The following is a 21,717-nucleotide window of genomic DNA, read 5'->3' as shown; positions in this document are numbered from 1 at the left end:
GCCTGCCGGCGCCTACAGCACCGGCAGGTTCTTGCGCAGTTCGAACGCGGTGACCTCGGAGCGGTACTCCTCCCACTCCTGGCGCTTGTTGCGCAGGAAGAAGTCGAAGACGTGCTCGCCGAGGGTCTCGGCGACGAGGTCGCTGGTCTCCATGAGGGTCAGGGCCTCGCCGAGGTTCTGCGGGAGGGGCTCGATGCCCATCGCGCGGCGCTCGGCGTTGGACAGGGCCCAGACGTCGTCCTCGGCGCCGGGCGGGAGCTCGTAGCCCTCCTCGATGCCCTTGAGGCCAGCCGCCAGCAGGAGGGCGTAGGCGAGGTACGGGTTCGCGCCGGAGTCGATGGAGCGGACCTCCACGCGCGCCGAGCCGGTCTTGCCGGGCTTGTACATGGGCACGCGGACCAGGGCCGAGCGGTTGTTGTGGCCCCAGCAGATGTACGAGGGCGCCTCGCCGCCGGCGCCGGCCGTGCGCTCGGAGCCGCCCCAGATGCGCTTGTAGGAGTTGACCCACTGGTTGGTGACGGCGGAGATCTCCGCGGCGTGCTTGAGCAGGCCCGCGATGAAGGAGCGGCCGACCTTGGAGAGCTGGTACTCGGCGCCGGACTCGTAGAACGCGTTGCGGTCGCCCTCGAAGAGGGACAGGTGGGTGTGCATGCCGGAGCCGGGGTGCTCGGAGAAGGGCTTCGGCATGAAGGTCGCCTGCACGCCCTGCTCCAGTGCCACCTGCTTCATGACCAGGCGGAACGTCATGATGTTGTCCGCCGTGGACAGGGCGTCGGCGTAGCGCAGGTCGATCTCCTGCTGGCCCGGCGCGCCCTCGTGGTGGGAGAACTCGACCGAGATGCCCATCGACTCCAGCATGGTGATCGCCTGGCGGCGGAAGTCCATGCCGATGTTCTGGGGGGTGTGGTCGAAGTAGCCGGAGTTGTCGGCGGGCGTCGGGCGCGTGCCGTCCAGCGGGCGGTCCTTCAGCAGGAAGAACTCGATCTCGGGGTGGGTGTAGAAGGTGAAGCCCAGGTCGGAGGTGCGGGCGAGGGCGCGTTTGAGGACGTAGCGCGGGTCCGCGAAGGACGGGGAGCCGTCCGGCATGAGGATGTCGCAGAACATGCGGGCGGTGCCGGGGGCCTCGGCGCGCCACGGCAGCACCTGGAAGGTCGACGGGTCCGGCTTGGCGATCATGTCGGACTCGTACACACGGGCGAAGCCCTCGATGGCGGAGCCGTCGAAGCCGATGCCCTCGTCGAAGGCCTGCTCCAGCTCGGCGGGGGCCACGGCCACGGACTTGAGGAAGCCCAGCACGTCGGTGAACCACAGGCGCACGAACCGGATGTCGCGCTCCTCCAACGTCCGGAGCACGAACTCCTGCTGCTTGTCCATCTTCCGCTTCCCCATCCTTGCTGGTCAGGCCGTCCTGCCCGGATGGCGCCGGGAGGCGGTCGGGCACCTGAGCATCACACCACAACACCATTTCACGCGCGTTGCGGACCATGATCGCCCGGCCGACCTCGGCCTGAACGCGTCGCGTCCGGCAGGTGTACTGCTCTGCCGCCCATCTTGCCTGCTCGGAGTGACATAAGTAATGGCCGGTCGCGTTCCCCCACCCCCGCTTTAATTTGCATTCAAGATGCAAGTTTTAATGGCTGACGACCACAGCCCACCTCAGGAGCCCAGGAGCCCCGATGCTGTCCGAGCAGTCCGCTGCCACCGTCCGAGCCACCCTTCCCGCCGTCGGCGCCGCCATCGGCGAGATCACCGAACGTTTCTACGCCGGACTCTTCACGGCCCACCCCGAACTGCTGCGCGACCTGTTCAACCGCGGCAACCAGGCCGCCGGCACCCAGCGCCAGGCCCTGGCGGGGTCCATCGCCGCCTTCGCCACGCATCTCGTCGAGCACCCCGACCAGCGGCCCGACGCGATGCTGAGCCGCATCGCCCACAAGCACGCCTCGCTCGGCGTCGCGTCCGAGCAGTACCCGATCGTCCACGAGCACCTCTTCGCCGCCATCGTCGAGGTGCTCGGCGAGGCCGTGACACCCGAGGTGGCGGCCGCCTGGGACGAGGTCTACTGGCTGATGGCGAACGCCCTGATCGCGATCGAGCGGCGGCTGTACGAGGAGAGCGCCGACGAGACCGGCTGGCGCGAGTGGGAGGTCACCGAGCGGGTCACGGAGACCGCCGACGTCATCACCCTGCGGCTGCGGCCGGTGGACGGCGGCCCGGTGCGCGGCTTCCGCGCGGGCCAGTACGTCTCCGTGCGCGTCACCCTCCCCGACGGCGCCCGCCAGATACGGCAGTACAGCCTCTCCGGGGCGCCCGACGCGACCGAGCGGCAGCTCAGTGTGAAGCGGGTCCCCGGCGGTACGACGCCCGAGGGCGAGGTCTCCAACCACCTGCACGCGCGCGTGGCGGCGGGCACCGTGCTGGAACTGTCCGCCCCCTACGGCGACCTGGTCCTGGACGACGTCACGGACACCCCGCTGCTCCTCGCCTCCGCCGGCATCGGTGTGACCCCGATGATCGCGATGCTGGCGCAGCTCGCGGAGGACGGCCATCGCGCCCCGGTCACCGTCGTGCACGGCGACCGCTCCCCCGCCGACCACGCGCTGCGCAACGACCACGAGGCGTACGCCGCCAAGCTGGCCGACGGCACCGCGCACTTCTTCTACGAGCAGGACGCCGAGCCGGCCGACCGCTCGGGGCTCGTCGACCTCACGGTCGTACCGGTGGAGCCCGGCACGCGCGCGTACCTGTGCGGTCCGCTGCCCTTCATGCGCGCGGTGCGCACCCAGCTGATCGAGCGGGGCGTGGCCCCGGCCGACATCCACTACGAGGTGTTCGGTCCCGACCTGTGGCTTGCGCAGAACTGAGGACGCGCGGCACTAAGGCCGCGAGGAGATCCCCAGCAGCAGTGGGCCGGTCGGCTCCGCGACCATCTCCTCCAGCGTGACCGGGTCCAGCGCCGCGTAGAACGCCTCCTGGGCCCGGCGCAGGGCGCCGCGCAGCCGGCAGGCGGAGTTCAGGGGGCAGGGCGAGGAACCCTCGCATTCGACGGTCTCGCCGTCCCCCTCGAACGTGCGCACCACGGCTCCGACCGATGCCGCGCGCCCCTTCTCGCTGAGCGCGAGACCGCCGCCCCGGCCGCGCCGGGCGTCGACGAGGCCGAGGTGCTGGAGCTCCGCCACCACCTTCGCGGCGTGCGTGTACGGCACGTCCATGTCCGCCGCGACCTGGCGCGTCGTGGGGGTGGAGGTACCGGCGACGGCGAGCCGCATCAAGAGACGCAGGGCGAGGTCGGTGGAGCGCAGCAGCCGCATACCCGCAGCGTAAATAATGCGCATTCGGCGTTCAAATATTCTTTCCCTGCCCTCCCTGCGGCAGGGTGCCTCTTCCCCATTACGATCAGTGAGCCCGACCGTCCCGTCCGTTCCGGCCCTTTCCCCCAGAAGGACAACAGCCATGGGTTCCGCCAAGAACAGCAACACCACCGCGCGCAAGGCGCGCATCGAGGAGATGCGGCGTGCCGAGCAGGCCCGCGAGCGCCGCAACCGGGTGCTCACCATCGCCGCGAGCGTGGTGGTGGTCGCCGGTCTCGTCGTCGGCGGTGTGGTGCTCGTGAACTCGCAGAAGGACAGCGACAGCACGGCGAGCGACTCGAAGGGCTCCGGGGACTCGGGCCACTTCACCATGGGCAAGGACGGGGTGCAGACCTGGTCCGGCAAGCTGGCCCGGACCCATGTCACCACGCCCGTGAAGTACCCGATGCACCCGCCGGTGGGCGGCAACCACAACCCGGTCTGGCTCAACTGCAACGGTGACGTCTACACCTCGGCCGTGAAGGACGAGAACGCCGTGCACTCGCTGGAGCACGGCGCGGTCTGGGTGACCTACACCAGCAAGGCGGACAAGGCCGACGTCGACGCGCTCGCGGCCAAGGTGAAGAAGACGCCGTACACGCTCATGAGCCCGTACGAGAACCAGGCCGCGCCGCTCGTTCTCTCGGCGTGGGGCCACCAGCTCACGGTGAAGAGCGCGAGCGACCCGGCCGTCGACAAGTTCTTCTCCACCTACGTCCAGGGCAAGCAGACGCCCGAGCCGGGCGCCTCCTGCACCGGCGGGACGATGAAGTGAGGCGGCACATCGGCTGGATCGCGGGCGCCGCGGCGGCCGTGCTCGTCGCCGCCGGCGCGATCACCTACGCGGTCGCCGAGGACGGTGGCTCGGGGACACGGACCCCGGGCACCGACTCGGCGGACGCCGGGTTCGCGCGGGACATGGCGGTCCACCACCAGCAGGCCGTCGAGATGTCGTACATCGTGCGCGACCGTACGACGGACGAGGAAGTTCGCCGGCTCGCCTACGACATCGCGCAGACGCAGGCCAACCAGCGCGGCATGCTGCTGGGCTGGCTGGACCTGTGGGAGCTGCCGAAGGTGTCGGCGAAACCGCCGATGACCTGGATGGGCATGGGCGGCATGGCGTCCGGCAAGGACGGCGCGCTGATGCCGGGCATGGCGACCAACGCCGACCTGAAGAAGCTCGGCACCCTCAGCGGCAAGCAGGCCGAGATCTTCTTCCTCCAGTTGATGACGGACCATCACAAGGGCGGCATCCACATGGCCGAGGGGTGCGTCGCCAAGTGCACCGTCGGCGTGGAGAAGAAGCTCGCGCAGGGCATGGTCGACGCACAGCAGTCCGAGATCCAGCTGATGGCCGACATGCTGAAGGCACGGGGCGCCAAGCCGCGTTCGTAACACGGCCACCAGGACGAAAGCCGCAATTCACCCCGGATGACGGTTCCTTGGGGTTCTCTTGACTTTTGCGTTCCCCTGGCATGAACGGTTCATCGAAAGAGTGGCCCCCATCGTGTGATCCATTCGCGGGCCTAACCGCCGCGGGCCGGCGCCCGGATCCACGACGTACCGACCACTACATGCATGCGAACCGCATCGCAGGGGGTTCTATGAGATCCAACCGCGCCAAGGTGCGCGCCGGCGTGAGCATGGCAGCGACACTGCCCATGATCGCCGGTGCGCTGGCGCTCGGCATACCCGCGGCGCACGCCGTGGACAACCCGGGCCGAAACGCCCTCGCGGGCACCAAGCCCGCCTGGGCAACGACCAAGGCGGACAAGGGCGCCACCTCGAACAGCGCCCAGGTCTCCGCCCGGGTGTACCTCTCCGGCCGGAACGCGGCCGGCCTCGCCGCCTATGCCAAGGCGGTGTCCGACCCGAGCTCGAAGGCGTACGGCAAGTACCTGAGCGCCAAGCAGACGCAGGCCCGCTTCGGTGCGACCAAGGCCCAGGTGGCCGCCGTCAAGTCCTGGCTCAAGTCGTCGGGCCTCACGGTCACGAAGGTCACGCAGCACTACATCGCCGTCACCGGTGACGTGTCCGCCGCCGAGAAGGCGTTCGGCACCCAGCTGCACAACTACACCAAGGGCGCGAAGACCTACCACGCGCCGTCGAAGACGGCCTCGGTGCCGCAGAGCCTCAAGGGCGCCGTCCTGACCGTCACCGGCCTGGACAACGCGCCGCACAAGGCGACGCACAACGACCAACTGCCCCCGCCGGACGCGGTGTTCAAGAACTCCGGGCCGTTCTCCTCGTACTACGGCTCGAACATCGCGACCACGCTGCCGGAGGCGTACGGCACGAAGATCCCGTACGCCGTCCAGGGCTACACCGGCAAGCAGCTGCGCGCCGCCTACGGCGCCGGTACGTACACCGGCAAGGGCGTCCGCATCGCCATCACGGACGCGTACGCCTCGCCGACCATCGCCTTCGACGCGGCCACCTACGCGAACAAGCACGGTGACGCGGCCTGGAAGACCGGTCAGCTGAGCCAGGTGCTGCCGAAGAAGTACACGAAGACCAAGGAGTGCGGCGCGGCCGGCTGGTACGGCGAGGAGACCCTCGACGTCGAGGCCGTGCACGCGGTCGCGCCGGCCGCCAACGTGACCTACGTGGGCGCCGGTTCCTGCTACGACGACGATCTGCTCGACTCGCTCAGCAAGATCGTCGACAACCACCTGGCCGACATCGTCTCCAACTCCTGGGGCGACATCGAGGCCAACCAGACGCCGGACCTCGCGGCCGCCTACGACCAGGTCTTCCAGTTCGGCGCGGTGCAGGGCATCGGCTTCTACTTCTCCTCCGGCGACAACGGCGACGAGGTCGCCAACACCGGTACGAAGCAGGTCGACACCCCCGCCAACTCGGCCTGGGTGACCGCGGTCGGCGGTACCTCGCTGGCCGTCGGCAAGGGCGACAAGTACCAGTGGGAGACCGGCTGGGGCACCGAGAAGGCGACCCTGTCGGCCGACGGCAAGAGCTGGACCGGCTTCCCCGGCGCCTTCACCTCGGGCGCGGGCGGCGGCACCAGCAAGACCGTGCCGCAGCCGTACTACCAGAAGAACGTCGTCCCGAAGGCGCTGGCCACGGCCAACAACGCCGCCGGCAACCGCGTCGTCCCGGACATCGCGGCCATCGCCGACCCGAACACCGGCTTCAAGGTCGGCCAGACCCAGACCTTCCCGGACGGCACCGAGCAGTACAGCGAGTACCGCATCGGCGGCACCTCGCTGGCCGCGCCGGTGATCGCGGCGGTCCAGGCGCTGGCCCAGGAGGCCCAGGGCGGCAAGGCGATCGGCTTCGCCAACCCGGCGATCTACGGCAAGTACGGCAAGACGGGTGTCTTCCACGACGTCACGGACAACCCGACCGGCTCCGGCCTGGCGGTGGCCCGTATCGACTTCGTGAACGGCTTCGACGCCGCCGGTGGCCTCGCGACCTCGGTCCGCAGCCTCGGCAAGGACAGCTCGCTGTCCGCGGTGAAGGGCTACGACGACGTCACCGGCGTGGGCTCGCCCGCGGACGGCTACGTGCAGTCGTACCGCCGTCACTGATCCGCTGACGCGGTAGGTGCCGTAGAGGGGCGTGGGGTACACAACACTCCACGCCCCTCATCACACCCACGCCCCTCATCGCGTCGCTCTGACGATTACACTGGGCCAGTGCCTCCGTTGAACTTCTGGTCGATCTATCAGCACGGCTTCGCACGTGTCGCCGCGTGCACGGGTCACACCGTCATCGCCGACCCGCACGCCAACGCCCCAGCGGTCCTGCGCCACGCACGCCGGTGCGCCGAGGAGGGGGTCGCCGTCGCCGTCTTCCCGGAGATGGTGCTGTGCGGCTACTCGATCGAGGACCTGCTGCTGCAGGACGCGCTGCTCGACCAGGTCGAGGAGGCGCTCGGCGAGGTGGTGACCGGGTCGGCGGACCTGCTGCCGGTGCTGGTCGTCGGTGCCCCGCTGCGCCACCGCAACCGGATCTACAACTGCGCGGTGATCGTGCACCGCGGCCGGATCCTCGGTGTGGTCCCCAAGTCGTACCCGCCGAACTACCGGGAGTTCTACGAGCGCCGGCAGATCGGCGACGGCGCCGACGAGCGCGGCGGATCGATCCGTGTCGGCGGCGAGACCGTACCGTTCGGCGTGGATCTGCTGTTCGCGGCGCAGGACGTTCCCGGTCTCGTGCTCCATGCCGAGATCTGCGAGGACATGTGGGTGCCGGTGCCGCCCAGCGCGGAGGCTGCCCTCGCCGGTGCGACCGTCCTCGTCAACCTCTCGGGCAGTCCGATCACGGTCGGGCGGGCCGAGGACCGCAAGCTGCTGTGCCGCTCGGCGTCCTCCCGCTGCCTCGCCGCGTACGTCTACGCGGCGGCCGGCCTTGGCGAGTCGACCACCGACCTGTCCTGGGACGGGCAGACCATGATCTACGAGAACGGTGCGCTGCTCGCCGAGACCGAGCGGTTCCCGCTCGGCGACGAGTACGCGGTGGCCGACGTGGACCTCGACCTGCTGCGTCAGGAGCGGCAGCGGACGGGCACGTTCGACGACAACCGCCGCACGCATCAGGCGCGGACGAGTGACTTCCGCACGGTCTCCTTCGAGCTCGATCCGCCGCTCACCGATCTGGGGTTGCGCCGTCGTCTGGAGCGCTTCCCGTTCGTGCCGGCCGATCCCGACCGCCTCGCCCTGGACTGCTACGAGGCCTACAACATCCAGGTCGAGGGCCTCCAGCAGCGCCTCGCGGCTATCGGCGGTCCGAAGGTGGTCATCGGGGTGTCCGGCGGCCTGGACTCCACGCACGCGCTGATCGTCGCCGCCCGCGCCATGGACCGCGCGGGCCGCCCGCGCAGCGACATCCTGGCCTGGACGCTGCCCGGCTTCGCCACCAGCGACCACACCAAGGACAACGCCCACAAGCTGATGAACTCGCTCGGCGTCACCGCGGCCGAGCTGGACATCACGCCGACCGCACGGCTGATGCTGCAGGAGATGGGCCACCCGTTCGCCTCCGGCGAGCCGCTGTACGACGTCACCTTCGAGAACGTGCAGGCGGGTCTGCGCACGGACTATCTCTTCCGGCTGGCCAACCAGCGCGGCGGCATCGTGCTCGGCACCGGTGACCTCTCGGAGCTGGCGCTCGGCTGGTCCACGTACGGCGTGGGCGACCAGATGAGCCACTACAACGTCAACTCGGGCGTACCGAAGACGCTGATCCAGCATCTGATCCGCTGGGTCATCAGCAGCGGCCAGTTCGACGAGGAGACCGGCAAGACGCTCGCCGCGATCCTCGACACCGAGATCAGCCCGGAGCTGGTGCCGGGCGAGGAGATGCAGTCCACGGAGTCCAGGATCGGCCCGTACGCGCTGCACGACTTCACGCTCTTCCACGTGCTGCGGTACGGCTTCCGGCCGTCGAAAATCGCCTTCCTGGCCTGGCACGCCTGGCACGACCCGGAGTCCGGCGCCTGGCCGCCGAACTTCCCTGAGGCCAAGCGGGTGGCGTACGACCTGCCGGAGATCCGACGCTGGCTGGAGGTCTTCTGCCGCCGCTTCTTCGGGTTCGCGCAGTTCAAGCGCTCCGCCATGCCCAACGGGCCGAAGGTCTCGGCCGGCGGTTCGCTCTCGCCACGGGGTGACTGGCGCGCGCCGTCGGACAGCTCCGCGCGGGCGTGGTTGCGGGACCTGGATCGGTTCGACATGCCGGAGGCGTGAGGGTGACGGCCCCTGGGCCCCTGGTTCACCTCTTGAGCTAGTTCACCTCTTGAGCGAGGCGACGAAGGGGGCCCAGGCGGCGGCGCTGAGGATCAGGGCGGGGGCTTGGGGGAGCTTGGAGTCGCGGACGGGGACGAGGCCGGGGATGTTGTCGGCGACTTCGAGGCAGTTGCCGCCGTCACCATTGCTGTAGCTCGACTTGCGCCAGATGGCGGTGCCGGGGAAGTCGCCGGCCACTTCGACGCATGAGAAGCGAGCGAGCGGCCCGGAAAGACGGGTGGCCAGGCGGAGTTCGCGGGCAACCGTTGGCTGCGTCCGCGTCCGGCGCCGACGGGCGCGGTCGCGCCTCGCCAGCACGCTGGGTCGGCTTAGCGGCAAGCAGTGGGTGGGGGCGGGGGCGGGGGGCAGGCGGCCGGAGGGAGGGTGGGTGGGTCGGCGGGCGGGTTACAGGCCTACGGCTGTGGCCGCCCCACGAAGTCGTCACATCTGCCTCTCAAGTCACATGAAGGCGGTGATTGGCAGGTTTGGGCCACCGTCCGAGCCGAGCTATTCCTTCCACCTGGCGCCATGCCCCGGCCCTTTGGCCCAAATCGACCAATCGCCTTGGAGGGCGTGACCGCCAACGGCCACCGGCGGGCTCCCGGGGGCTCCAGCGGCGTGGATGCCCGCGGCACCGACCCGCGCACCCGAGCCCTGCGCCTCCAGCCCCAGCCCCAGCCCCAGCCCCAGCCCCAGCCCCAGCCCCAACTGACCGTGCCCCGCCAGCTCCCGCTCCCAACCGGCCGTGCGCCTGCGCCCCATCCACCCATCCACCCACCCGACCCCACTCCCCCACCCCACTCCCCCACCCACCGCTCGCCGCTATGCCGACCCGGCGTGCCGGCGAGGCGCGACCGCGCCCCCTCCGCCGACGGCACCCTCGCAGCGGAGCCGAAGGGTCAACCCCGGCCGGGCCCCCGCCCTTCCGGGCCGCTCGCTCGCTTCTCACCCGTGCTGGAGCGAGGCGTGTCAAGGGTGGCCCGCAGGGCCATCGCCGTCAGGCGACGCGGAGTGGAACGAAGTGGAACGCAGCGCCCTTTACTCGCCTCGCGGAAGCACGACACTGACCAAGAAGCGAGCGGCCCCTACAGCACCCCTTCAGCTTGCGCCCGCGCCAACCCCCCTCGCGTCAGTGGTGCAGCGCGCCCGGCTGCTCCGGCACGTGTGAGGCAACCACCCGCTCGGCGAGGCCGGTCGGCGGAGTCGCCCGGTGCCGGTCCACCAGGTACGCCGTACTCGCCACGGCAAGTCCCAGTACCGCCAACCCCGCCCCCGCCACCGCCGGAGACGTCGCCCCGAAGCCGGCCGCCAGGGCCAGGCCGCCGATCCAGGCTCCGCCCGCGTTCGCGAGGTTGAAGGCCGCCTGGTTGGCCGAGGAGGCCAGGGACGGGGCCGCGGCGGCCTTTTCCATGACCATCAGTTGGAGGGGGGAACCCGTGATGAATGCCGCCGTGCCCAGGAGGATCACCGCCAGGGCCGCCGTCAGCGGCGTGCTCATGAGGAGCGGGAACAGGAGCAGAACCGCCGTCAGCGACAGCAGGCCGCCGAACAGCGTGCGCCGCATCGCGTGGTCCGCCAGGCGGCCGCCCACCAGGTTTCCGACCGTCGCACCGACGCCGAACAGCGCCAGCAGCAGCGTCACGCTGGAGTCGGCGTAACCGGCGGCGTCCGTGAGCATCGGCGTGATGTAGCTGTACGCCGCGAACAGCGCGCCGAAGCCCGCCACCGTCGTACCCAGTGCCAGCCACACCGGCAGCGACGTCAGCGCCGACAATTCGCCGCGCAGGCCCGTGGAGGGGGCGTGAGTGCGGGAGTGCGGGATCAGCAGCGCCAGGGACGCTATCGCCGCCACCCCGATCGCGCTCACGCCCAGGAACGTCGCCCGCCAGCCCAGGTGCTGGCCCATGAGCGTGGCCACCGGCACACCCGCGATGTTGGCGACGGTCAGGCCGAGGAACATGAGGGAGACGGAGCGCGCCTTGCGCTCCGGCGGGACCATCGCCGTGGCCACCACCGCGCCCACGCCGAAGAAGGCGCCGTGCGGCAGGCCGCTGAGGAAGCGGGCGGCGAGGAGGGAGTCGTAGCCAGGAGCGAGCGCGGAGAGCGCGTTGCCCGCCACGAACAGGACCATCAGGCCGATGAGCACCGTGCGGCGGGACATCCGGGCGGTGAGCGCGGCCAGCAGCGGGGCGCCGATGACGACGCCCAGCGCGTACGCCGAGACCAGGTGCCCGGCGGTGGGGATCGAGATGTGCAGGTCGGTCGCGACGTCGGGCAGCAGGCCCATCATGACGAATTCGGTCGTGCCTATGCCGAAGGCACCGACGGCCAGCGCGAGCAGGGCCAGGGGCATGGAGGGGCTTTGCCTTTCAGGAGCGGAGTTCCGTGCATCGTATGTTCAACGACGGAACAAAGTCTCCCTGGCGAAGTATTCCGGTGCGTTAAGACCGGGTGACCAGCACCTTTTTACTGGGCGGATGTGGCGAGCTTCACACGCGCCGCGACCGGCAGGTGGTCGCTGTCCGTCTTCGGCAGCGTCCACGAGCTCTCCGGTTCGACCCCCTTCACCATGATCTGGTCGATCCGCGCCATCGGGAACGAGGCAGGCCAGCTGAAGCCGAAGCCGCTGCCCGCCGCGCCCTGCGTGGAGCGCAGCTGGGAGGTGACGGCGTTGAGGGAACGGTCGTTCATGGTGCCGTTCAGGTCGCCGAGCAGCACCACCTGCCGCAGCGGCTCGTCGGCAATGGCCTCGCCGAGCGCGTCGGCGCTCTTGTCGCGCTGGCGGGCGGTGAATCCGGCCTCCATCTTCACCCGTACCGAGGGGAGATGGGCGACGTAGACCGCGACCTGCCCGGCGGGCGTGGTCACCGTCGCGCGCATGGCGCGCGTCCAGCCCAGCTTGATGTCGACGGCCCTGGTTCCGGTGAGCGGGTACTTGCTCCACAGGCCGACCGTGCCCTGCACCGAGTGGTACCTGAAGGTCGCCGCCAGCGCCTTCTCGTACACCGGCACGGCCGACGCCTTCAGCTCCTCGAGGGCCAGCACGTCCGCGCCGGACGCGGCCACGTCCCGGGCCGTGGCGGACGGGTCCGGGTTGTCGGCGTTGACGTTGTGCGTCGCGACCATCAGGTCGCCGCCGGAGTTCGTCTTGTCGGTGAGCAGGCCGCCGAAGAGGTTCAGCCACACGATGGCCGGAAGCAGCACCGCGATCAGCGCGGTCGCCGACTTCCGTACGACACCGAGGACGAGGAGCACCGGGATCAGCAGGCCCAGCCAGGGCAGGAACGTCTCCGTGAGACTGCCGAGGTTGCCCACCCGGTTCGGGATGCGCGAGTGCACCAGCATCAGCAGGGCGAGCAGCAGCGCGATCACGGCCGTGACGATGCCGCGGCGCCAGATGTGCGGATCTCCGCGCCAGCCGTCGAACAGGCTTCTGCGCAGCCGCCCCAGCAGGTGCCGAAGCCGGGAGCCCTGGTGCTCGGGCCCCGAGCCGCCGTTGTCCGTCTCCGTCATGTACGCCTGCCGCGCCATACCGTCTGCCTCACAACCTGCCGTGCGCACCGTCTTCCCCCCGGGTTACGACCCTAGGGGATGATCGGATCCGTTCCTGCCGCCGTGTGACGGCCGTACGGAAGACGATGACGAACAAGTCGGCGCGAGGGGTTCCGGCTGCGGCGACACCCGCCTGGACTGTGACGAAACGCGCACATTCGGGCTAAGTGCCGGGTCGGCTGACGGGCCGTAGGCCTTCGAGCACCGTGTCGACGATCTGCTCCGCCAGCCCCTCCGGGAGTTCCGCGTCGGGGCGCAGGATGGAGCGGACGAGCATGGGGCCGACGAACATGTCGTTGGCCAGTTCGATGTCGACGTCCTCGCGGAGCTCGCCGTTGCGCTGTCCGCGGCGCAGCACTTCGAGGCCCAGGTTGCGCCGGGGCGTTATCACGCCGGCGTGGTAGGCGGCCCAGATCCGGGGGCTGCTCTTCATCTGGGCGTGGACGTTGTGCAGGATCGCCGACGAGCGGCTGACCAGGCCGCGTTGGCGCAGCGATTCGAGCAGGACGACCAGGTCGTCGCGCATCGAGGTGCCGGGGAGCACGGGGTCGGGGGGCTCGGCGGCGCGCATGACGTCGACGAAGAGGTCCTCCTTGCCGCTCCAGCGGCGGTAGATGGTGGCCTTGCCGACGCCGGCGGTGCGGGCGACGCGCTCGATGGAGAGCTCGGCGAGGGGCACGCCCTCCTCCAGGAGCTTCATCACGCCTTCCAGAATGGCGTGTTCCACGGCCTCGCTGCGCGGGCGGCCCCGTACGGGACCGAGTTGCTGCGGTCGGCTGTCGGCAAGACTCACGTCGTTTCGTCCTTTCACTGCGCTGCGGGAATTGTCCCGCAGCCGCCTCCTCCCCCCGTGGTGCCTCTCCGGACGCCGACTCGCGGACTAGTCCGCGGCGGCGACCAACTCCTGCTCCGGCTTGCCCTCCTGCGGTGCCTGCGGTTTGCCAGGCAGGAAGAGTGCCGTCACGATCGCGCCGAGGATCGCCACGCCCGTGCCGCACAGCGCGGTGACGTGCATGGCGTGCAGGAACGCGTCGTTGGCGGGGCCGACCAGGGCCTTGCCCTGCGGTCCGAGCTTGCGGGCGACGCCCAGGGTGGCCTCGATGGACTCGCCCGCCGTGTCCCTGAGGCCGGGCGGCAGCAGGCTCAGCTTGTCCTCGATGCCGGTGCGGTACGAGGTGGCCAGGACCGAGCCGAGCACGGCGATGCCGAGGGCGCCGCCGACCTGGCGGAAGGTGTTGCTGAGCGCGGAGGCCGAGCCGGCCTTCTCGCGCGGCAGGGCCTGCATGATGACGACGGAGGTCGGCGTCATGATGTGCGCCATGCCGGTGCCCATGAGGAAGAAGTCGACCTCCAGGAGCCAGATCGGCGTGTCCGCCTCGAAGGTGGCGAAGATGACCAGCGTCACCGCGATGAGGAGCAGACCGGCGGTGGTGGTGGCCTTGTTGCCGAACCGGTCGACGACCAGCCGGGCCCGCGGCGCGAAGATCATCTGTGCGGCGGCCAGCGGCAGCATCAGCACACCGGACTCCAGCGGCGAGTAGCCGCGCACGCTCTGGGTGTAGAAGACACCGAAGAACGTCACGCCCATCAGCGCGAAGAAGACCAGCGCGATGGCACTCATGGCGGCCGAGAAGACCTTGTTCTTGAAGTACGTGACGTCCAGGGACGGGTGGTCGCTGCGCTTCTCGAAGACGACGAAGCCGGCGAGGACCGCGAGCCCGGCCGCGATGGTCGCCAGGACCTTGGCGTCCGTGAAGTCGGCGAGCTCACCGCCCTTGATGATGCCGTAGACGAGCAGGACCAGGCCGACGACCGAGAGCACGACGCCGATCGGGTCGAGGCGGCCGGGCTTCGGGTCGCGCGAGTCGGGCACCAGCCAGATCATCAGCGCCAGGGCGAGGATCACGATGGGTACGTTGACGAAGAAGACCGAGCCCCACCAGAAGTGGTCGAGGAGCGCACCGCCGGTGATGGGCCCGATGGCGATGGCGAGTCCGACGCCGCCGGCCCAGATGCCGATGGCCTTGGGCTGCTCCTCGCGTTCGAAGACGTTCATCAGCACGGCGAGCGTGGCGGGCATGACGAAGGCGGCGCCGAGCGCCATCAGCGCGCGGTAGGCGATCAGCTCGCCCGGGGAGCCGGACTCGGCGGCGAGGGCGGAGCCGATGCCGAACACGAGGAGGCCGCCGAGCAGGACCTTCTTGCGGCCCAGCCGGTCGCCGATGAGGCCGGAGGTGAACAGCAGGCCGGCGAAGACGAGGGTGTAGGCGTTGATCGCCCACTCGATCTGGCTCTGGGTGGCCCCCAGTCCGGTGGGCGCCGGGGTGGAGATGGTCTTGACGGCGACGTTCAGGATCGAGTTGTCGAGCACAACGATCAGCAGGCTCAGCATCAGGACGCCGAGGATCGCCCAGCGGCGGCGGTGCACCGCTTCAGGTATCCGGGAACCGTGAGAGGCACGGTCGGCAGGAGTTGTCATGTTGACGACCCTAGGCCACTTCCAATACGGAACCGTCTCGTATTTTAATTCCTTTACCGAGACCTTACGCAGCGCGGTCATGGCCCACCGTGTGCCGCTCGTTGTGCCGCTCGTTCACGGCCCACCCGGGACCGAGCGGCACACGGGCGGGGTGCGAGCGGAGTGCGATGGGATGGCGTAAGGGACGACGTAAGGGATCACACGGGGGTCCCCTGGCCCTCCCTGGCACGAGGTGCCACCATGGAGGGGATCCGGGGACGCCGTGAGGGCGCCTCGAGATGACTGAAGGAGCCGTTGCAATGACGCAGCTTTCGGCTGCCCAGAACAAGCCCTCCGACGGCAGCAAAGCGCTGTACGGGGGCAAGGGCACACGCCGCATCACCGTCCGCGACATCGCCCTCGCCAAGGAGCGGGGCGAGAAATGGCCCATGCTCACCGCCTACGACGCGATGACCGCGTCCGTCTTCGACGAGGCCGGCATCCCGGTCCTCCTGGTCGGCGACTCGGCGGGCAACTGCCACCTCGGGTACGAGACGACCGTGCCCGTCACCCTCGACGAGATGACCATGCTGTCGGCCGCCGTCGTGCGCGGCACCCAGCGCGCCCTGATCGTCGGCGACCTGCCCTTCGGCTCGTACCAGGAGGGCCCGGTGCAGGCGCTGCGCTCGGCGACCCGGCTGGTGAAGGAGGCCGGCGTCGGCGCGGTGAAGCTGGAGGGCGGCGAGCGCTCCTACGAACAGATCCGGCTGCTCGTCGAGTCCGGCATCCCGGTCATGGCCCACATCGGTCTGACCCCGCAGTCCGTGAACGCCATGGGCTACCGCGTCCAGGGGCGCGGCGAGGAGGCGGCCGCGCAGCTGCTGCGCGACGCCAAGGCCGTACAGGACGCGGGCGCGTTCGCGGTGGTCCTCGAACTGGTCCCGGCCGAGCTCGCGGCCGAGGTGACGCGCGTGCTGCACATCCCGACCGTGGGCATCGGCGCCGGTGCGGAGACGGACGCGCAGGTGCTGGTGTGGACCGACATGCTCGGTCTGACGGGCGGCCGGATGCCGAAGTTCGTGAAGAAGTACGCCAACCTGCGTGAGGTCATGGGCAGCGCGGTGAAGGAGTTCGCCGAGGACGTCGTGGGCGGGACGTTCCCGCTGGAGGAGCACTCCGTCCACTGAGGCGCGGCCGCTGAGGCACGGCCCCGCCACTGAGCCATTGCCGCACCACCGACAAGCCCCGCCGATCGTCCCCCGTCGGCGGGGCTTGTCGCATGTCCGGCACATGTCGGTGGGCCGTCGGTTGCTGTAGGCGGTCTGTAGGTGGTTTGTCGGTCGGGGCTGACAACGTCTGGGGCATGACGCGAATCGACGACAACCCCAGTGGCGCGAACAGCGCCGTGACCGTGCGGGGGCTGGTCAAGCACTACGGCGAGACCAGGGCACTGGACGGTGTCGACCTGGATGTGCGCGAGGGCACCGTGATGGGTGTGCTCGGGCCGAACGGAGCCGGCAAGACCACCCTCGTACGCATCCTCTCCACCCTGCTGGCCCCCGACGCCGGACACGCCACCGTGGCCGGGTACGACGTCGTACGGCAGCCCCGGCAGCTGCGCCGGGTCATAGGCCTCACCGGGCAGTACGCGTCGGTGGACGAGAAGCTCCCGGGCTGGGAGAACCTGTACATGATCGGGCGGCTGCTGGACCTGCCGCGCAAGGAGGCCCGCGCCCGCGCCGACGAGCTGCTGGAGCGGTTCTCGCTGACGGAGGCCGCCCGGCGGCCCGCGGGAACGTACTCCGGCGGTATGCGGCGGCGGCTCGACCTGGCCGCGTCGATGATCGGCCGGCCCGCCGTCCTCTACCTGGACGAGCCGACGACCGGACTCGACCCCCGTACCCGCAACGAGGTGTGGGATGAGGTCAAGGCCATGGTCGGGGACGGTGTCACCGTCCTGCTGACCACCCAGTACATGGAGGAGGCCGAGCAGCTCGCCTCCGAGCTGACCGTCGTCGACCGCGGGAAGGTCATCGCGAACGGCGGCATCGAGGAACTCAAGGCCAGGGTCGGCGGACGCACGCTGCGCGTCCGGCCCGCGGATCCGCTGGAGCTGCGCCCGCTCGCCGGGATGCTCGACGAACTGGGCATCACCGGTCTGGCCAGTACGACCGTGGACACCGCCGCGGGCTCCCTGCTGGTGCCGATCCTCAGCGACGAGCAGCTGACCGCCGTGGTCGGCGCGGTCACCGCGCGCGGCATCACCCTCTCCTCGATCACCACCGAACTGCCCAGCCTGGACGAGGTGTTCCTGTCCCTCACCGGCCATCGCGCCAGTGCCCCGCAGGACACCACGCCCACCGAGATCCGCGAGGAGGTCGCCGTATGAGCTCCCACCCGTCGCCCACCACCACCCTGAACGAGGCGCTTCGCGCCGCCCCTTCGAACACTCTCAGCCCGGCCGCAGTGGCCTCCAAGGCCGACGCGCCCATCCCGCTGCGCGCCCACCTGCGCCACACCGGCGCGCTCATCCGCCGCAATCTGCTGTGGATCCGGCAGGACCCGGAGTCGATGTTCGACGCCATCCTGTTCCCGGTGATCTTCACCCTGCTGTTCGTGTATGTCTTCGGCGGCTCCATCGGGCAGTCGCTGGGCGGCGGTCAGGACCAGTACGTGCAGTACGTCGTGCCCGGCCTCATGGCCATGATGGGCATGAACATGGCCCAGGGCGTGGGCACCGGCTTCAACCAGGACTTCAACTCCGGTGTCATGGACCGCTTCCGGTCCCTGCCGATCGGGCGCGGCTCGGTGCTGTTCGCCAAGATCGCGGTGGAGCTGATGCGGATGCTCTTCGCGACGGTCGTACTGGTGATCGTCGGCGTGCTCGTGGGCTTCGACATCACCAACTGGCCTGGGCTGCTCGCCTCGGTGGGTCTGTCCGCGGTGTTCGGCTCGGCCCTGATGTGGGTGTTCCTCACCCTCGGCGTGATCATGAAGAACGCGCAGTCCGTGCAGGCCATGGGCTTCCTGGTGCTGATGCCGCTGCAGTTCGGCTCCTCGATCTTCGCGCCGACCGCCTCGATGCCGGGCTGGCTGCAGAACTTCACCGAGTACAACCCGCTGTCGGCCCTCGCGGACACCGCGCGCGGTCTGATGGTCGGCGGACCGGTCACGCACGGGCTGTGGGTGACCCTGGCCTGGTCGGCGGGCCTCACCGCGGTGATGGCGCCGGTCGCGATCCACAAGTTCCGCACCAAGAACTGACGTTCGTCGCGCCTGTCAGACCAGGGCGGTGGCCTCCGCGAGGGAGAGGCGACCGCCCTGCGCGTACGCGGCCTCGTACGCCTCGGCGTCGAGCATGCCCCGGATCCGGGCCACGGTCTGCTCGCGCACCTCGCGCTCCGTACTGGAGGCGACATGGCCCGGCGGCAGCAGCGCGTCGGCGGCGGCCAGGCAGCGGGCGGCGTCGGCGGCACGGGTGCCTCCGTCGAGGCCGGCGAGGGCCATCGCCGCGACGGTCAGGCAGATGGAGTCCAGGTGCGGGGTGATGACCTGGGACAGCGGGTCGGCGGCGTGCCGGAGTGCCTCCCGGACCCGGACCAGGCTCTCCGCGTGGCGGCCGTCGACGGCGTCCACCCAGGCCTCCTGGCCGAGGATCATCGCGTCGAAGACGATGAAGTGCGCGATCTTGAACTCCTCGCGCAGCAGCCGGAGTTGCTCGCGCGCCTCCGCGGTGCGGCCGGTCAGGCTGAGCCGGCAGGCGAGGAAGAGCCGCGCGATGGGCATGGCCTCGTGGGTCGTGCCGTCACCGACGGCGGTGACCTCGCGCAGCAGCCTCTCGCCGCGTTCCGTCTCGCCGGCTTCGATGAGCACGCTGCCCAGCCGGGCGCTGAGCACCGCCATCTGGGCGCGGGCGCCGAGGCGTTCGGCGTGCACGACGGCCGCCCGGTAGTCGTCTGCGGCCCGTACGTAGTCGCCCTTGCGTTCCCGGGCCTCGGCGCGGGCGGACAGCGCCTCGGCGGTGCCCCAGTCGTCGCCGAGGCGCCGGAAGATCTCCAGCGCCTCCTCCGCGTCCCGGGTCGCGTCGCCCGCCCAGGCGGTGCGGTTGGCGAGGAGGTTGGCCCGCATCTGCAGGGATCCGGCCAGTTCCCACTCGAAGCCCGGCGTCTGACGGCAGGTGCGCACGCAGCCGTCGACGATCTCCAGCAGCCGGTCCGCGCTGCCGGTCAGCATCACGGCGAAGAACCAGTACATGCCGGGGGTACGGCACGTCTGCGGCAGACCGGGCTCGTACACCTCGGTGATCACGCGCAGCTTCGCCTGCGCCGCCGGTACCTGCCAGGCGTCCAGCTCCGTGTCCATGCAGGAGAGATGGATCAGGTGGACACCGCGACGGGCCTCGACGAGGAGTTCGCCGGTCAGCGGGGGCGGGGTGTCGATGCAGCGCTGCCAGACCGGTTCGGCGCGGCGCGGCGGCTCGGTGAAGGGGTCGGGGCCGAGGGTCATGACCTCGTGGCACCAGGTGCGGGCCTCGATGCGCAGATCGCGCATCTGCCAGTACCAGACCAGGGAGAGGACCAGGCAGAGCCCCTCCTGCTCGTCCTGTTCGGCGACGGCGTGGCGCAGGGCGGTGCGCAGGTTCTCATACTCCAGCTGGAGCCGCCGTACGGCGTCGCGCTGGCCGGGGCCGCGCAGCAACGGGTCGGTGGTGCGGGCGAGTTCGCGGTAGTACGTCAGATGCCCGCGCTCGGTCTCCTTGCGCTGCCCGGCCTCGTCGAGCCGTTCGCCCGCGTACTCGGCCACGGTCTCCAGGAGCCGGTAGCGCATCGCGCCGTCGGGCGCGGGCGCCGCCACGACGAGGGACTTGTCGACCAGCGAACCGAGCGCCTCCAGTGCGACCGGTCCGCACACCGCCTCGGCGGCCGCGAGGTCGCAGCCGCCGGCGAACACCGACAGGCGGCGCAGGACGTCCCGTTCGTCCTCGTCGAGCAGGTCCCAGGACCAGTCGACGACGGCACGCAGGGTCTGCTGGCGGGGCAGCACGGTGCGGCTGCCCGAGGTGAGCAGCCGGAAGCGGTCGTCGAGCCGGTCGGCGATCTGACGCGGTGTCATCATCCGCAGCCGGGCGGCCGCCAGCTCGATGGCGAGGGGGAGGCCGTCGAGGCGGCGGCAGATCTCCGCGCAGGCCGCGCGGTCGTCGTCGACCCGGAACCCGGGGCGCGCCGACGTGCCCCGGTCGGCGAGCAGCCGGAGCGCGAAGGGCTCCGGCAGCGGTTCCACGGGGCGCAGCAACTCGCCCGGTACGCCGAGGGGTTCGCGGCTGGTGGCCAGGACCGTCAGCTCCGGGCAGCGTTCCAGGAGCCGCTCCACCAGGCGGGCGGCCGCGTCCACGACGTGCTCGCAGTTGTCGAGGATGATCAGCATGCGGCGGCGGCCGCAGTGCTCGACCAGTCGCTCCACGGGGTCGTCGTGCCGGTCGCCGGCGGCGGCCCGCACGGTCTCGGCACCGGCGCCGTGCAGGACGGTCTCGCGGGCGCCGATCGCGGTGAGGACGGCTCCCGGTACGGCGTCCGGGTCGTCGACGGGTGCCAGCTCGGCCAGCCACACCCCGTCCCGGGTGGCATACCGCACCGTCTCGGCGGCCTCCTGCGACAGCCGGGTCTTGCCGGCCCCGCCGGGCCCGAGCAGCGTGACCAGCCGGGCGGCCGCGAGGTCACCCCGGATGGCCTCGATGTCGCCCTCCCGGCCGACGAACGAGGTGAGACGGGCGGGGAGGTTGCCGGTCATGCCGGTCAGGCGGACTTCGGCGGGGGCGTCCGCGGCCCGGCCACCGACGGAGAGGTCCGCCCGTGCCACGCCGGTGTGCTCCCGGGAGCCCGCCGAGAGGTCCAGCAACTCCGCGTGCAGCGCGCGCAGTTCGGGGCCGGGGTCGGAGCCGAGCCGGTCCGCGAGCAGCTGTCGTACGTCCTCGTAGGCGGCCAGGGCCTCCGCCGCGCGGCCCGCCTCGCGCAGGGCGCGCAGCCGCAGGGACTGGAGGGGCTCGTCCAGCGGGTGGGTGTCGCACAGGGCGGTGAGCTCGGGCAGGGAGTGCTCGGCCTCGCCCAGGGCCAGCGCGGCGGTGTGCCGGGCGCGCAGGGCGTCGAGGCGGCGGGCCTCCCGGCGGGCGGCCTCCGCGGTGCGGTCGGGCAGGTCGGCGAGTGCGGGGTCGTGCCAGAGCGCGAGGGCGTCGTCGAGGGCGCCGGCCGCCTTGGCGGGGTCGCCGTCGGCCAGGGCGCGCAGGCCGTCGCCGGTGAGCCGCTCGAAGCGGTGCAGATCGATGTCGTCGGGGGCGGCGGCGAGCCGGTAGCCGCCCTCCGCCGAGGCGACCGCGTCCGCGCCGAGCGCCCGGCGCAGCCGGCCCACCAGTGCCTGCAGCGCACCGGCCGCGTCGGCGGGCGGGTCCCCGTGCCACACCTCGTCGACCAGCAGGCCCACCGGGACGGTACGGCCGGGTCGCAGGGCCAGCACGGTCAGCAGGGCACGCAGCCGCGCCCCGCCCACGGGAACGGCCGTGCCGTCGGGGCGGAGCGCCTGGGTGGTGCCGAGGATGCGATAGCGCACGGGGTCCATT

Annotated in this window: 16 protein-coding genes; 8 read left to right on the top strand and 8 right to left on the bottom strand. The window is 70.8% G+C overall.

Features of this window, described 5'->3' with window-relative positions; genetic code table 11:
* Positions 1–12: 12 nt before the first annotated feature.
* Positions 13–1,374, bottom strand: a complete 1,362-nt coding sequence (locus ACFY1J_RS07580; RefSeq protein ID WP_263208043.1) for a glutamine synthetase family protein — start codon at positions 1,372–1,374, stop codon at positions 13–15.
* 302 nt (positions 1,375–1,676) lie between these two features.
* Here ACFY1J_RS07580 and ACFY1J_RS07575 point away from each other — a divergent pair, with 302 nt between their 5' ends.
* A complete protein-coding gene (locus ACFY1J_RS07575; RefSeq protein WP_390709292.1) occupies positions 1,677–2,864 on the top strand; it encodes a globin domain-containing protein in 1,188 nt (395 codons plus the stop codon).
* Positions 2,865–2,876: 12 nt separating this feature from the next.
* On the opposite strand, the gene ACFY1J_RS07570 is transcribed toward ACFY1J_RS07575, so the two are convergent.
* A complete protein-coding gene (locus ACFY1J_RS07570) occupies positions 2,877–3,311 on the bottom strand; it encodes an RrF2 family transcriptional regulator (RefSeq protein ID WP_390709293.1) in 435 nt (144 codons plus the stop codon).
* 142 nt (positions 3,312–3,453) lie between these two features.
* Here ACFY1J_RS07570 and ACFY1J_RS07565 point away from each other — a divergent pair, with 142 nt between their 5' ends.
* The 4 genes from ACFY1J_RS07565 (at position 3,454) to ACFY1J_RS07550 (ending at position 9,058) form a co-directional block, all read left to right on the top strand.
* On the top strand, positions 3,454–4,125 hold the full coding sequence (locus tag ACFY1J_RS07565; protein WP_390730857.1) for a DUF3105 domain-containing protein: 672 nt from the start codon (positions 3,454–3,456) through the stop codon (positions 4,123–4,125).
* Positions 4,122–4,748, top strand: coding sequence for a DUF305 domain-containing protein (locus ACFY1J_RS07560; protein ID WP_390709295.1), 627 nt, complete (start codon positions 4,122–4,124; stop codon positions 4,746–4,748). The genes ACFY1J_RS07565 and ACFY1J_RS07560 overlap by 4 nt, the downstream gene beginning before the upstream one ends.
* A 209-nt stretch (positions 4,749–4,957) precedes the next feature.
* Positions 4,958–6,901, top strand: a complete 1,944-nt coding sequence (locus ACFY1J_RS07555; RefSeq protein WP_390709296.1) for a protease pro-enzyme activation domain-containing protein — start codon at positions 4,958–4,960, stop codon at positions 6,899–6,901.
* Positions 6,902–7,009: 108 nt separating this feature from the next.
* Positions 7,010–9,058, top strand: coding sequence for an NAD(+) synthase (locus ACFY1J_RS07550; protein WP_390709297.1), 2,049 nt, complete (start codon positions 7,010–7,012; stop codon positions 9,056–9,058).
* A gap of 42 nt (positions 9,059–9,100) precedes the next feature.
* On the opposite strand, the gene ACFY1J_RS07545 is transcribed toward ACFY1J_RS07550, so the two are convergent.
* From ACFY1J_RS07545 to ACFY1J_RS07525, 5 genes are all read right to left on the bottom strand, one after another.
* Positions 9,101–9,343, bottom strand: a complete 243-nt coding sequence (locus tag ACFY1J_RS07545) for a DUF397 domain-containing protein (protein ID WP_390709351.1) — start codon at positions 9,341–9,343, stop codon at positions 9,101–9,103.
* Positions 9,344–10,226: 883 nt separating this feature from the next.
* Positions 10,227–11,450: an MFS transporter gene (locus ACFY1J_RS07540; protein WP_390709298.1), complete on the bottom strand. Its 1,224-nt coding sequence runs from the start codon at positions 11,448–11,450 to the stop codon at positions 10,227–10,229.
* Between the two features lie 113 nt (positions 11,451–11,563).
* Positions 11,564–12,628 carry an endonuclease/exonuclease/phosphatase family protein gene (locus tag ACFY1J_RS07535; protein ID WP_390709299.1) on the bottom strand — a complete coding sequence of 355 codons (1,065 nt, stop codon included), beginning with the start codon at positions 12,626–12,628 and terminating at the stop codon, positions 11,564–11,566.
* A 184-nt stretch (positions 12,629–12,812) separates the two neighbouring features.
* Positions 12,813–13,442: a TetR/AcrR family transcriptional regulator gene (locus ACFY1J_RS07530; protein ID WP_390709300.1), complete on the bottom strand. Its 630-nt coding sequence runs from the start codon at positions 13,440–13,442 to the stop codon at positions 12,813–12,815.
* Positions 13,443–13,529: 87 nt separating this feature from the next.
* Positions 13,530–15,128, bottom strand: a complete 1,599-nt coding sequence (locus ACFY1J_RS07525; RefSeq protein WP_390709301.1) for an MFS transporter — start codon at positions 15,126–15,128, stop codon at positions 13,530–13,532.
* 299 nt (positions 15,129–15,427) lie between these two features.
* Here ACFY1J_RS07525 and panB point away from each other — a divergent pair, with 299 nt between their 5' ends.
* From panB to ACFY1J_RS07510, 3 genes are all read left to right on the top strand, one after another.
* Positions 15,428–16,294 (top strand): 3-methyl-2-oxobutanoate hydroxymethyltransferase, encoded by an 867-nt coding sequence (panB, locus tag ACFY1J_RS07520; protein WP_390709302.1) that lies wholly within the window; start codon positions 15,428–15,430, stop codon positions 16,292–16,294.
* Positions 16,295–16,470: 176 nt separating this feature from the next.
* On the top strand, positions 16,471–17,496 hold the full coding sequence (locus ACFY1J_RS07515) for an ATP-binding cassette domain-containing protein (RefSeq protein WP_390709303.1): 1,026 nt from the start codon (positions 16,471–16,473) through the stop codon (positions 17,494–17,496).
* Entirely contained in the window at positions 17,493–18,371 is an 879-nt protein-coding gene (locus ACFY1J_RS07510) for an ABC transporter permease (RefSeq protein WP_390709304.1), read from the top strand. The genes ACFY1J_RS07515 and ACFY1J_RS07510 overlap by 4 nt, the downstream gene beginning before the upstream one ends.
* Positions 18,372–18,386: 15 nt before the next feature.
* On the opposite strand, the gene ACFY1J_RS07505 is transcribed toward ACFY1J_RS07510, so the two are convergent.
* Positions 18,387–21,716, bottom strand: coding sequence for a BTAD domain-containing putative transcriptional regulator (locus ACFY1J_RS07505; RefSeq protein ID WP_390730856.1), 3,330 nt, complete (start codon positions 21,714–21,716; stop codon positions 18,387–18,389).
* Between the last annotated feature and the right edge of the window lies 1 nt (position 21,717).

Origin of the sequence: Streptomyces sp. NPDC001406 (genome assembly GCF_042895285.1) — a bacterium.
Lineage (GTDB): Bacteria > Actinomycetota > Actinomycetes > Streptomycetales > Streptomycetaceae > Streptomyces.
Note: the sequence above shows the minus strand (reverse complement) of the source record. Positions and strands in the feature narration are given on the sequence as shown.